Genomic DNA, 12,370 nt, shown 5'->3' with positions numbered 1-12,370 from the left:
CGCCCTCAACCACCAGACCCCCATCGAGGCCCTGAAAAAATGGCACGCCTCACACCCCAAGCTCTTCACAAAACGTGTGAATGATCTCCCGGGGCTTGACAGCCAGCGAGCCCAGGCCCTCGTGCAGAAACACCATCAGCGGGGCGGCGGGGTCGTCTTGCACGCCCACCCAGGCCAGCTCGATCTGCAGGGGCGCGCCAGCGATGTCCAGCGTGCAGAACTCAGCTGCCATCAGCCTGCGGCCTTTTCTTGGTCGCGCAGCTTGAAGCGCTGGATCTTGCCAGTGGCGGTCTTGGGCAGGTCAGGCACAAAGCTGATCTGCCGGGGGTATTTGTAGGGCGCCAGGCGGTCTTTGACAAAGGCCTTGAGCTCGTCTTCGGTGGCCTGTCCACCGGCCTTCAACACCACAAAGGCCTTGGTCTTGGTCAGTCCCTCGGCGTCGGGCACACCAATGACAGCGGCCTCCAACACGGCCGGGTGTTGCACCAGCGTGGCTTCCACCTCAAAGGGGCTGACGTAGATACCGCTGACCTTGAGCATGTCGTCGCTGCGGCCGCCGTAGGTGTAGCTGCCGTCGCTGTTGCGGATGTATTTATCGCCGCTCTTGGTCCAGCCGCCCTGGAAGGTCTCACGCGTCTTGGCTTGGTTGGCCCAGTACATCATGGCCGCCGACGGGCCTTGGATGTAGAGGTCGCCCGGTTCGCCATCGGGCACCGGCAGGCCATCGTCGCCGCGCAGCTCCACCACGTAGCCCGGCACCGGCCAGCCGGTGGTGCCATAGCGCACGCGCTCAGGCCGGTTGCTCAAGAAGATGTGCAGCATCTCGGTGGAGCCAATGCCGTCGACGATGTCCACGCCAAAGTGCGCCTTGAAACGCTCACCCAACTCGGCCGGCAGGGCCTCACCCGCTGAAGACACCAAGCGCAGAGACACCTCTTGCCGCGCAGGCAGATGGGGGTGGGCCAACATGCCGGCAAAGCCGGTGGGAGCGCCATAGAACACGGTGGGCTTGTGCCCTTGAACCTCGCCTCGCCAGCGCTTGAAGGTGGCGTCCGGTGTGGGCCGCTCGCCCATCAGCAACACGGTGGCCCCCACACTGAGCGGGAAGCTCAGCGCATTGCCCAGGCCATAGGCAAAGAAGAGTTTGGCGGCCGAGAAACAGACATCGTCTTCGCGCAGTTGCAGCACGGCCCGGCCATACAGCTCCGCCGTCCAATACGGGTTGGCGTGGGAATGCACCGTGCCTTTGGGGCGGCCGGTGGAACCGGAGGAGTAGAGCCAAAAGCCGACATCGTCGCCGCGTGTGGGCGCGGGCCTGTCCAGAGGTGCTTGGGCCGCACAGAAAGCTTGGAACTCGACCTCGGCCGGATGCAAAGGAGCGACGGGGCGGGACACCACCACCTTCTGCACCTCATGGTCAGACTTGACCAAGGCTGCATTCAGGACCGGCAACAGCGCCCCCGAGCACAGCACGGCCTGCGCCCGCGAGTGTTCCAGCATGTAGGCATAGTCGTCGGCCGTCAGCAAGGTGTTGACGGCCACCGGCACCACGCCGGCATACATCGCGCCCAAAAAGGCCACAGGCCAATCCAGGCTGTCGAGCATCAGCAGCAGCACCCGCTCTTCGCGCTTCACACCGGCCGCCTTCAGCGCAGCGGCCATGCGGCGGACTTGCTCGTCCAGTTGGCCGTAGGTCAACACGCCCAGTTCATCGACAAAGGCCGCCTTGTCGGCGCGGCCGGTGTTGAGGCTCAGCAGGTGCTGGGCAAAGTTGAAGGATTCAGGGGGCGGCAAAGGGCTCAAGGTCATCTCCAAACGCACTGGATTTCTTGATTAACCCCAAGCAACACCGCTTGTGGAAATCTAGTGCATGGCCGAAACTTAGCCCTCGGCGCCACCAGCGTCAAGCAATATAGTGCATATCTACGGGAAACCACGGACTTCATGAGCGCCCTTGATGAACCCGCCGCCAATGCGGCCTTGCCCCCCGCCGCCGATGCGGCCGATGCAGCCACAGAGGACGACACCCCCGCCCCAGCCGCCGACCCGCGCGATCCTTTTTTGACGGCGTTGGGCGAGCGCGTGCGCTCTTTGCGTGCGCGCCGAGGCATGACCCGCCGGGTGTTAGCGCGGGCCTCTGAGGTCTCTGAGCGGCACCTCGCCAACCTGGAGTTGGGCGTGGGCAATGCCTCGGTGCTAGTGCTGCGCCAAGTCAGCCGTGCACTGGATTGCCCGCTGACCGAGCTGCTGGGCGACGAGAGCAGCCAGTCGCCGGAATGGATGCTGATCCGCAACCTGCTGCAGGGCCGCAGCGAGGCGGAAATGCGCAAAGGCCGCGAGGCGCTGTCGCAGTTGTTTGGCGCCCCGGCGCCCGATGCCCGCCTGCAGCGCATCGCGCTGATCGGCCTGCGCGGCGCAGGCAAATCCACCCTGGGCCGCCGCTTGGCCGAGCATTTGAATGTGCCCTTTGTCGAGCTGAACCAAGAGATCGAGCGCGTGGCCGGCTGCTCCTTGGGCGAAATCCACAACCTGCTGGGCTCGGCCGCCTACCGCCGCTATGAGCGCCGAGCCCTGGAAGAGACGATTCAGCTCTACCCCGATGCCGTGATCGCCACACCGGGTGGCGTGGTGGCCGACCCGGCCAACTTCAATCTGCTGCTGACGCATTGCTACACCGTCTGGCTGCAGGCCACGCCCGAGGAGCACATGGCGCGCGTCATGGCCCAGGGCGACTTGCGGCCCATGGCTGGCAACCGCGAAGCTATGGACGATCTCAAGCGCATCCTGGCCGAGCGGGCTGCCTTTTATGGCAAGGCCGACGCCCAGGTCCACACCGGCGGCTTGAGCCTGGAAGAAGCTTGGCGGCAGCTTCGCCAAGTCTGCCCTCAAAGCCGCAGCCTGGGATAAACCCGCAAACGAGCACTAAACTGCATCTTTTCGTTGACAGGTCAAGTTGATGCACGATAATGCAAACCAAGTCACCCACCCTCATGGGCACCATGTTGCATCTGATCGACGGAGACTGGCATGAACGCACCGCAACCCCAAGGCAGCTTGGCCCCCGCACTGGTGGACTACCGTACCTCTCCCGAGGCCTATCAGCACTGGACCTTGAGTGTGGACGGCGCCATCGCCACGCTGACCATGAATGTCAACGAAGACGCAGGCCTGCGCCCGGGCTACAAGCTCAAGCTCAACAGCTATGACCTGGGCGTGGATGTGGAACTGCACGACGCCATCAACCGCATCCGCTTCGAGCACCCCACCGTCAAGACCGTGGTGTTGACCTCCAGCCGCGACCGCATCTTCTGCTCGGGCGCCAACATCTTCATGCTGGGTGTCTCCAGCCATGCTTGGAAGGTCAACTTCTGCAAGTTCACGAACGAGACGCGCAACGGCTTTGAGGACTCCTCCACCCACAGCGGGCTGAAGTTCCTGGCCGCCGTCAACGGGGCCTGTGCAGGCGGCGGCTATGAGCTGGCCTTGGCCTGTGATGAGATCCTGCTGATCGACGACCGCAGCTCGGCCGTCAGCCTGCCCGAAGTGCCCCTGCTTGGCGTGCTGCCCGGCACCGGCGGCCTGACCCGCGTGACCGACAAGCGCAAAGTGCGCCATGACCTGGCGGACATCTTCTGCACCACCACCGAAGGCGTGCGCGGCCAAAAGGCCAAGGACTGGCGCTTGGTGGACGAGGTTGCCAAGCCCGCCGTCTTTGCACAAAAAGTGCAAGAGCGTGCCCAGGCCCTGGCCGCCACCAGCATCCGGCCCGCCCAAGCCCAAGGCGTCGCCCTGAGCCGCCTGGAGCGTCAATTTGAGGGCGACCACCTGCGCTGGGAGCATGTGCAGGTGCAGATCGACCGCGCCCGCCGCCAAGCCCAGATCACCGTGCAGGCCCCGCAAGGCAGCCAGCCCAACACCGTGGCCGACATTGAAGCCGCCGGTGCCCACTGGTACCCGCTGGCCATGGCACGCCAATTGGAAGACGCCATCCTGCACCTGCGCACCAACGAGCTGGACATCGGCACCTGGGTGCTGCGCACCGCCGGTGACGCGGCGGGTGTGCTGGCCCTGGACGCCACCTTGCTGGCCCACGCCGACCACTGGCTGGTGCGCGAAACCGTGGGCCTGCTGCGCCGCACCTTCTCGCGTCTGGATGTGTCCTCGCGCTCGCTGTTTGCGCTGCTGGACCAAGGCACTTGCTTTGCGGGCACTCTGGCCGAGTTGGCCCTGGCCTGCGACCGCAGCTACCACTTGGCCCTGCCGGACGACGAAGCCGCAGCGCCCAAGCTGACGCTGACGGAAGCCAACTTCGGCCTCTACCCCATGGCCACCGGCCAGTCGCGCCTGGGCCGCCGCTTCTATGACGAAGCCGCCCCGCTGGCCGCCGTGCGCGAAGCCTTGGGTCAGCCGCTGGATGCAGACGCCGCCTATGCGCTGGGCCTGGTCACCGCCAACCCCGACGACATCGACTGGGCCGATGAGGTGCGGATGGCCCTGGAAGAGCGCGCCGCCATGTCGCCCGACGCCCTGACCGGCATGGAAGCCAATCTGCGCTTCAACGGCCCCGAGAACATGTTCACCCGCGTCTTCGGCCGCCTGACCGCTTGGCAGAACTGGATCTTCCAGCGCCCCAATGCCGTCGGCGAAAAGGGAGCTTTGAAGCTCTACGGCAAGGGCGAAAAAGCTGCCTTCGACTTTAATCGTGTCTGATCAATAGTGAGCGACCAGGAGACTCCCATGTCCAGCATCAACTACAGCGAAAAGATCCCCAATAACGTCAACCTGAGTGAAGACCGCACGCTGCAGCGCGCGTTGGAGCACTGGCAGCCCAACTATCTGAACTGGTGGCAGGACATGGGGCCGGATGGCTCGCATGGCTTTGATGTCTACCTGCGCACCGCCGTGAGCGTGGAGGCCGATGGCTGGGCGCAGTTTGGCCATGTGAAGATGCCCGACTACCGCTGGGGCATCTTCATGAACCCCAAGGAAGAAGGCCGCCAGGTCAACTTTGGTGAGCACAAGGGCGAGGCTGCTTGGCAAGACGTGCCTGGCGAACACCGCGCCAACCTGCGCCGCATCATCGTCACCCAGGGCGACACCGAACCCGCCAGCGTGGAGCAGCAGCGCCACCTGGGCCTGACCTGCCCCAGCCAGTACGATCTACGCAACCTCTTCCAAGTGAATGTGGAAGAAGGCCGCCACCTCTGGGCCATGGTCTATCTGCTGCACAAGCATTTTGGCCGCGACGGCCGTGAAGAAGCCGAAGCCCTGCTGGACCGCCGCTCGGGCGACCAAGACAACCCGCGCATCTTGCAGGCCTTCAATGAGAAGACGCCCGACTGGCTGTCCTTCTACATGTTCACCTACTTCACCGACCGTGACGGCAAGTTCCAGTTGTGCGCCCTGGCCGAAAGCGGCTTTGACCCGCTGGCCCGCACCACCAAGTTCATGCTGACCGAAGAGGCCCACCATATGTTTGTGGGCGAGTCGGGCGTGAGCCGCGTGATCCAGCGCACCTGCCAGGTGATGAATGAGTTGAAGACCGATGATCCGGCCAAGATCCGTGCCGCCGGTGTGATTGATTTGCCCACGCTGCAGCGCTATCTGAACTTCCACTTCTCGGTCACCATCGACCTGTTTGGTGCCGATGAGTCCAGCAACGCGGCCATCTTCTACAACAGCGGCTTGAAAGGCCGCTATGAAGAAGCCAAGCGCGGCGACGACCACCGCCTGCAAGGCCAGCATTACACCGTGCTGGGCCTGAAGGACGGTCAGTTGATCGAGCGCCAAGTGCCCATGCTCAATGCCCTGAACGAAGTGCTGCGCGATGACTACATCAAGGACAGCATTGGCGGCGTCGGGCGCTGGAACAAGGTGATTGAGAAGGCCGGCATTCCGTTGCGCCTGACCACGCCGCACAAGGCCTTCAACCGCAAGATCGGCACGCTGGCCAATGCCCACATCACGCCGGAGGGCCGCGCTGTGAGTGCGGCAGAGTTTGCCGCGCGTGAGAACGAGTGGCTGCCCAGCGCCGAAGACCGGGCCTTTGTAGCATCGCTGATGGGCCGGGTCACCGATGCGGGCCAATTCGCCAATTGGATTGCGCCGCCGGTGATGGGCATCAACCGCCAGCCCGTCGACTTCGACTACGTCCGGTTTAACTGACGCCAAGGTGGACGCCCGCAGGGCGCCGCCTTGGCGCCGGCGGGTTCGAGTCGACGGGTTTCACCCGCGACACAAGCCGCCGCAATGCTTCGATACTTCGCATCTCTCTTCGAGGCTTTTTCAATGAACGCTGCGCTGCCCCAGTTGCTCAAGCAACATCTCATCGACCCCGAGATCTGCATCCGCTGCAACACCTGCGAGGCCACCTGCCCGCAGAACGCCATCACCCACGACTCGCGCAACTACGTGGTGGATGTGAGCCTGTGCAACTGGTGCAATGCCTGCATCTCGCCCTGCCCCACCGGCTCCATCGACAACTACCGCACCGTCACACGGGCCAAGCCCTACACGCTGGAGGAGCAGCTCAGTTGGGATGAACTGCCGGCTGAGCTGAGCCGAGACCAACTGGCGGCCTCCGCCCCAGACGCTGCCCCCGCTGCTGAGCCCGAAGCCGCAGCCGCTGCCCCCACCGACCCCACCGGCGAGCAGCCCTTCCGCAGTGCCGACTGGGGCGCCACGCTGCCGCCTTGGTCGGCCGCGCATGCCTATGTCAACCTGTACGGCCCCAGCGCCAAGAATTCGGCCACGCAGAAGTTCATCACCGCCACCGTGGTGGGCAATGTGCGGGTGACGGAAGTGGGCAAGGAGTACGACACCCACCATGTGATGCTGGACTTCGGTGCCATGCCCTTCCCCGTGCTGGAGGGCCAGAGCATAGGCATCATCCCGCCCGGGGTGGACGAACACGGCAAGCCCCACCATGCCCGCCAATACAGCATTGCCAGCCCACGCAATGGCGAGCGCCCCGGCTACAACAACCTGTCGCTGACCATCAAACGCGTGCTGGAAGACCACCAAGGCCGCCCGGTTCGCGGCGTGGCCAGCAACCACATGTGCGACCTGCAGGTGGGTGACAGGTGCCAAGTGATCGGGCCCTTTGGCAGCAGCTTCCTGATGCCTAACCACCCGCGTTCGAACATCATCATGATCTGCACCGGCACCGGCAGCGCGCCGATGCGGGCGATGACGGAGTGGCGCCGCCGCTTGCGCGCCTCCGGAAAATTCGAAGGCGGCAAGCTGATGCTGTTCTTCGGGGCACGCACACCCGAAGAACTGCCCTACTTCGGCCCCTTGATGAACCTGCCCAAGGACTTCATCGACATCAACTTCGCGTTCTCGCGCGTGGCGGGCCAGCCCAAGAAGTATGTGCAAGACGCCCTCAAAGAGCGGGCCAGCGACCTGGTGCCCTTGCTCAAGGACGCCAACACCTATGTGTACGTCTGCGGGCTCAAGGCCATGGAAGAAGGCGTGGTGATGACCTTGCGCGACTTGGTCGAGCAAGTTGGCGGAGACTGGACCCAACTCGGAGCCCAGCTCAAGTCAGAGGGGCGGCTGCACCTGGAGACTTGTTAATGCGCAGTGCGCAACGCCACCTTGGGGAAGTCCAGCGGTACGTCGAACACCACGTTGACGTAGTTGGTGAACAGGTTCAGCGCCACATGGGCGAGCAGCTCCATCATGGCTTCATCGCTGAAGCCTGCCGCGCGCAGGGCCTCCAGATGGGCGGGTTGCACCTGTCCTCGGCCTTCCACCACAGCCAGCGCAAAGCCCAGTGCGGCCAAGGTCTTCGGGTCTTCCGACTGTGCCACCTGGGCGGCCGACATCGCCTCTGCGCTGGCCCCGACCTTGCGGCCCAAGGCGGTGTGGGCGGCCAGGCAGTAATGGCAGCTGTTGCGGTTGGCCACCACCACGGCGACTTGCTCGGTCAACTGGGCCGGCAGCGTGCCTTGACCCAGCGCCTTGAAGGCGCCCCACATGCTTTGAAGGGCGGCGGGCGAATTGGCCACGGCCTTGAACATATTGGGCGTGGCGCCAAAGGCGCCGTGAATCTCGGCCAAGAGACTGGCGGCTGGGCCACGAGCTTGTTCGGCAGAGACGAGGGGCAGATGAGACATGGTGAGCTCCGGGTGAGCGCCTGGCGGCGCGGTGATAAGGACGTTGGAATGCGAGCCAACACCCACACAGTGCGCGAATGATTCGAATGATTGGGACCATAATCGCCACTAAACATATCTATTCGTACAAGCTATGACCCCGTCGCTGGACCGCCTGTCACCGCTGTTGGAACGCTTCCGCGTGCAGGCGCAGCTCTTCCACCAGGGGCCGCTGTGCGGCATCACCCACTTTGATGCCCGCCCGGGGCGTGCCTTTTTGCATGTGCTGCGGCAAGGCGATGTGGAGATTCGCCATCCCGCACGCAGCGGCCTGCCACGCCGCCAGCGGGTGACCGAACCCACGCTCATTTTTTACCCCCAGCCCTGGGTGCATGACTTTCACAATGCCCCAGCCGAGGGTTCAGACTTTCTGTGTGCCACCGTTGAGTTTGAAGGCGGAGGTGACCATCCCTTGGTGCGGGCCCTGCCGCCACTGGTCTTGCTGCCCCTGCACGAGGTCGAGGGCTTGAGCGACACCCTGAACCTGCTGTTCCGAGAAGCCGAACAGGTGCGCTGCGGTCAACGCCTAGTGGCCAATCGCCTGTTCGAGGTGGTGTTGATGCAACTGCTGCGCTGGATGATCCAACACCCCGAACGCCTCGGCCTGAAGGTCGGCCTGCTGTGCGGCCTGGCCGACCCCAAACTCGCCCCTGCCCTGGTGGCCCTGCATGAGCGGCCCGGCGAGGCCTGGCGGGTCGAGGCCATGGCCGAGCTGGCCCATTTGTCGCGCAGCGCCTTCATGACGCGCTTCAAAGCGGTGCTGGGAGAATCACCCGCTGAATACCTGACCCAATGGCGCTTGGCCATTGCTCGCCAGCGTTTACGGCAGGGCGATGCCGTCAAGCGCATCTCGGATGAGCTGGGCTATGCCAACCCTTCAGCGTTTTCACGGGTGTTTGCCCAAAAGGTCGGAGCTTCCCCCCGCGATTGGTTGGGCCAGCAAGGCGAATAGACTTCAGCCCATCCATCGACAGAATCAAGAATCTAAGTCCACGAGCACATCAACATGACCATGAACTTCAGTACCCTGGAGGTTTCCAGCGGCCCGGTGGCCCGCGTGCGCATGAACCGCCCGCAGGTGTTCAATGCCTTTGACGAGGCCATGATTGGCGAGCTGGATGCCGCTTTTGCGCAACTGGCCGACGACGATCAGGTGCGTGTCATCGTGCTGGAAGGCGCAGGCAAGGCCTTCAGTGCCGGGGCTGACTTGCAGTGGATGCAACGCGCAAGCCAAGCTTCACTGGAATGGAACCAAGCCGATGCGCGCCGCTTTGCGGGCATGCTGCACCGCATTGCCCATTGCCCCAAGCCCACCATCGCCCGTGTGCAAGGCGTGGCCTTGGGCGGCGGTGTGGGCCTGACCTGTGCCTGCGACATTGCCGTGGCGGCCGAGACCGCCAGCTTTGCCGTCAGCGAGGCCAAGTTCGGCATCCTGCCCTCCGTCATTGGGCCTTACCTGACCAACGCTGTGGGCAAGCGCCAAGCGCTGCGCCTGGCCCTGACCACCGAGCGCATCTCCGCTGCCCAGGCGTTGGACATGGGCATGGTGCATGAGGTCGTGGCTGCCGATCAATTGGATGCCGCCGTGCAAGGCTGGGTGGACGAGCTGCTGGTCGGTGGCCCGCAAGCCCTGCGCGAAATCAAAGCCCTGTTTGCACAATTGGCGGTAGGCCCTGTCACCCCCGAGGTGCAGGCCTTGACCGCCAACACCATTGCCCGCGTGCGCGGCACCGACGAAGCCCGCGAAGGCTTTGCCGCCTTTTTGGCCAAGCGCCCTGCCGCTTGGATCGCCCCGAATAACGACTGACTGAAGAGACTTGATGATGAGTATAGTGAATCTCCAGAACGCCAATGTCTTGGTGGTGGGCGCGGGCATCATGGGTGCCGGCATTGCGCAGGTCGCCGCCTTGGCCGGTCATCATGTGTTCTTGCACGACGCCCGTGAAGGCGCGGCCCAAGAAGCCAAAGACCAGCTCTCGGTGGCCCTGCATGTGCTGGTCAGCAAAGGCAAGCTGAGCCACGAGGTGGTGGAAGCCGCGCTGACGCGCATCACCCCTTTGAGCGCGCTGCGCTACGGCAAGACCGCCACGCTGGTGGTGGAAGCCATCGTTGAGAACCTCGACGTCAAGCGCAAATTGTTTGCTGAACTGGAAGCCCTGCTGCCCGAAGACGCGGTGCTGGCCACCAACACCTCGTCCATCTCGGTGACAGCCTTGGCCAACGGCCTGAAGCGGCCCGAGCGCCTGGTGGGCATGCACTTCTTCAACCCCGTGCCCTTGATGAAGCTGGTGGAAGTGGTGTCGGGCCTGCACACCGCGCCCGAGGTGGCCGAGGCCATCTTCAGCCTGGCGCAAGCCTGGGGCAAGACGGCGGTACATGCCAAGTCCACACCGGGCTTCATCGTCAACCGCATTGCCCGCCCCTACTATGCCGAGACCCTGGCCCTGTTGGCCGAACAAGCGGTGAGCCCCCCCGTGGCCGACGCCTGCCTGCGCAGCGTGGGCTTTCGCATGGGGCCGTGCGAGCTGATGGACCTGATCGGCCACGACACCAACTTTGCCGTGACCCGCTCAGTCTATGAAGCCAACTTCTATGACAAGCGCTATGTGCCCAGCGGCGTGCAGCGCGACCTGGTCGACGGTGGCCTGCTAGGCCGCAAGAGCGGCCGTGGTTTCTACCGCTACCCCCAGAGCGAGGCCGACAAGGCCTTGCCCGCCGCCGCCCCGCAAAGCGCAGTGGCCGCACTCACGGTGAGCGGCCAGGGCGACCTGGCCCAGCGCCTGGCCGACGCCTTGACGGCCCAAGGCGTGAGCGTGGCCCGTGACACGGGCACGGCCGCCGTCGGCCTGCACTGGAGTGGAGACGCGGCAGGCCGCCTGCTGCTGACAGATGGCCGCACTGCCCTGCAACAGGCGCTGCAAGACGGCCAGCCTCAAACCGCCGTGTTCGACTGGAGCGTGACGGCCACCGTGGCCCCCGACACGCCCTTGGCGTTTGCCGTGGCGGAAGGCGCCTCTGAAGCCTTTGCCCAAGCCGCCGCCGGTGTGCTGGCCCGTGCAGGCTTTCACCCCCTGCGCATGGCCGACGCGCCCGGCTTGGTGGTGGCCCGCAGCATCGCCATGCTGATCAACGAAGGCGCCGACGCCGTGCAGCAAGGCGTGTGCAACCCCGAGGGTGCCGACGCCGCCATGAAGCTGGGCGTCAACTACCCCGCCGGCCCCTTCGAGTGGCTGCAGCGCGTGGGCGTGAGCGCCGTGGTGACCCTGCTGGACGCCCTGGACGCCCACTACCGAGGTGAGCGCTACCGCGTCAGCCCGTGGCTGCGGGTGCGGGCCGGAACACGGGTGGTGGGCTGAGGGCCGCGCATGCTGTTCACCCAACGCCCTGTGCTGCAGCACCCACAGGCGGTGCTCAGACAGTTGCGTGAGGCTGACCTGCCCCACTGGCTGGCGGCGCTGCGCTCACCTGCCGTGTTTGAGCACACCAGTTGGAACCTGCCTGCAGAAGACGCGGACGCGCTTGAACGGCTCGCGGTGTATGTGTGGGACGAGGCGCGTTTCACGTCGTCTTCCTTGCTTCGCTTCGTGATTGCTGACCGCGACACCGACCGCTTCTTGGGCACCGCTGGGTTCCACACCGTCCAACCCGACAACCGCAGTGCCGAGCTGGCCTATGACCTCTGCCCCGAAGCCTGGGGCCGGGGCTTGGCCAGCGCAGCAACACGCAGCTTGACGGACTGGGCGCACACGCATGTGGGGCTAGTCCGCGTTCAAGCCACCGTCATGGACAGCAACGCACGCTCATTGCAAGTGCTGACGCGCTGTGGGTTCGAGCGCGAGGGTTTGCTGCGCAGCTACCGACAAGTCCGGGGGGTGGCCCGGGACTTTTGGATGCATAGTCATGTGAGCGACACCGCCACCCAAGACTAAGCGAGCCCCATCCATGCAAACCGCCTATCACGCCGCCCATCTTGCCGATGCTCAAATGGTGTGCGACGTGCTGCGCCAAGAAGGGGTGGAGTGCCACATCCTTGGCGAGTATTTGCAAGGCGGCATGGGGGAGTTGCCTGCGCATGCCATGGTGAGGGTGCAAGTTCCTGCAGAGCAACTCAGCCAAGCGCGGGCCTTGATTGCCGCCTGGGAGGCGGCCGCCCCGATGCTGGATGAGTCGTTTGATGTGAGTGGCAACGCTGCTCCGTGACGGAAGCCTTG

The 12,370-nt window shown here is 64.5% G+C and carries 12 protein-coding genes; 9 read left to right on the top strand and 3 right to left on the bottom strand.

The window, feature by feature from the left end:
• Positions 1 to 49: 49 nt before the first annotated feature.
• Entirely contained in the window at positions 50 to 232 is a 183-nt protein-coding gene (locus ACIQ3Q_RS00785) for a hypothetical protein (RefSeq protein WP_396267040.1), read from the bottom strand.
• Entirely contained in the window at positions 232 to 1,809 is a 1,578-nt protein-coding gene (locus tag ACIQ3Q_RS00780; RefSeq protein WP_396267038.1) for a benzoate-CoA ligase family protein, read from the bottom strand. The genes ACIQ3Q_RS00785 and ACIQ3Q_RS00780 overlap by 1 nt, the downstream gene beginning before the upstream one ends.
• Positions 1,810 to 1,944: 135 nt before the next feature.
• Here ACIQ3Q_RS00780 and ACIQ3Q_RS00775 point away from each other — a divergent pair, with 135 nt between their 5' ends.
• The 4 genes from ACIQ3Q_RS00775 (at position 1,945) to boxA (ending at position 7,578) form a co-directional block, all read left to right on the top strand.
• On the top strand, positions 1,945 to 2,907 hold the full coding sequence (locus tag ACIQ3Q_RS00775) for a helix-turn-helix transcriptional regulator (protein WP_396267037.1): 963 nt from the start codon (positions 1,945 to 1,947) through the stop codon (positions 2,905 to 2,907).
• A 120-nt stretch (positions 2,908 to 3,027) separates the two neighbouring features.
• Positions 3,028 to 4,710 (top strand): 2,3-epoxybenzoyl-CoA dihydrolase, encoded by a 1,683-nt coding sequence (gene boxC / locus ACIQ3Q_RS00770; protein WP_396267036.1) that lies wholly within the window; start codon positions 3,028 to 3,030, stop codon positions 4,708 to 4,710.
• Positions 4,711 to 4,737: 27 nt separating this feature from the next.
• Positions 4,738 to 6,165, top strand: coding sequence for a benzoyl-CoA 2,3-epoxidase subunit BoxB (gene boxB, locus ACIQ3Q_RS00765; RefSeq protein ID WP_396267035.1), 1,428 nt, complete (start codon positions 4,738 to 4,740; stop codon positions 6,163 to 6,165).
• A gap of 123 nt (positions 6,166 to 6,288) precedes the next feature.
• Complete coding sequence (boxA, locus tag ACIQ3Q_RS00760; protein ID WP_396267034.1) at positions 6,289 to 7,578, top strand: benzoyl-CoA 2,3-epoxidase subunit BoxA; 1,290 nt, start codon at positions 6,289 to 6,291, stop codon at positions 7,576 to 7,578.
• Here boxA and ACIQ3Q_RS00755 read toward each other — a convergent pair.
• On the bottom strand, positions 7,575 to 8,120 hold the full coding sequence (locus ACIQ3Q_RS00755; RefSeq protein ID WP_396267033.1) for a carboxymuconolactone decarboxylase family protein: 546 nt from the start codon (positions 8,118 to 8,120) through the stop codon (positions 7,575 to 7,577). The two genes, boxA and ACIQ3Q_RS00755, sit on opposite strands and share 4 nt — an antisense overlap.
• Before the next feature lie 133 nt (positions 8,121 to 8,253).
• Between ACIQ3Q_RS00755 and ACIQ3Q_RS00750 the strand changes: the two genes are divergently transcribed.
• From ACIQ3Q_RS00750 to ACIQ3Q_RS00730, 5 genes are read left to right on the top strand one after another with little or no spacing between them, the layout of a single operon-like run.
• Positions 8,254 to 9,111 carry an AraC family transcriptional regulator gene (locus ACIQ3Q_RS00750; protein ID WP_396267032.1) on the top strand — a complete coding sequence of 286 codons (858 nt, stop codon included), beginning with the start codon at positions 8,254 to 8,256 and terminating at the stop codon, positions 9,109 to 9,111.
• Between the two features lie 60 nt (positions 9,112 to 9,171).
• Entirely contained in the window at positions 9,172 to 9,966 is a 795-nt protein-coding gene (locus ACIQ3Q_RS00745) for an enoyl-CoA hydratase-related protein (protein ID WP_396267031.1), read from the top strand.
• A 16-nt stretch (positions 9,967 to 9,982) separates the two neighbouring features.
• Positions 9,983 to 11,515: a 3-hydroxyacyl-CoA dehydrogenase gene (locus tag ACIQ3Q_RS00740; RefSeq protein WP_396267030.1), complete on the top strand. Its 1,533-nt coding sequence runs from the start codon at positions 9,983 to 9,985 to the stop codon at positions 11,513 to 11,515.
• A 9-nt stretch (positions 11,516 to 11,524) separates the two neighbouring features.
• Complete coding sequence (locus ACIQ3Q_RS00735; RefSeq protein ID WP_396267029.1) at positions 11,525 to 12,088, top strand: GNAT family N-acetyltransferase; 564 nt, start codon at positions 11,525 to 11,527, stop codon at positions 12,086 to 12,088.
• Between the two features lie 13 nt (positions 12,089 to 12,101).
• Positions 12,102 to 12,359 (top strand): DUF2007 domain-containing protein, encoded by a 258-nt coding sequence (locus ACIQ3Q_RS00730; RefSeq protein ID WP_396267028.1) that lies wholly within the window; start codon positions 12,102 to 12,104, stop codon positions 12,357 to 12,359.
• Positions 12,360 to 12,370 lie beyond the last annotated feature (11 nt).

It is taken from the genome of Ideonella sp. (assembly GCF_044358605.1).
Classification (GTDB): Bacteria; Pseudomonadota; Gammaproteobacteria; order Burkholderiales; family Burkholderiaceae_C; genus Ideonella.
This window is presented reverse-complemented; position numbering and strand designations above follow the sequence as displayed.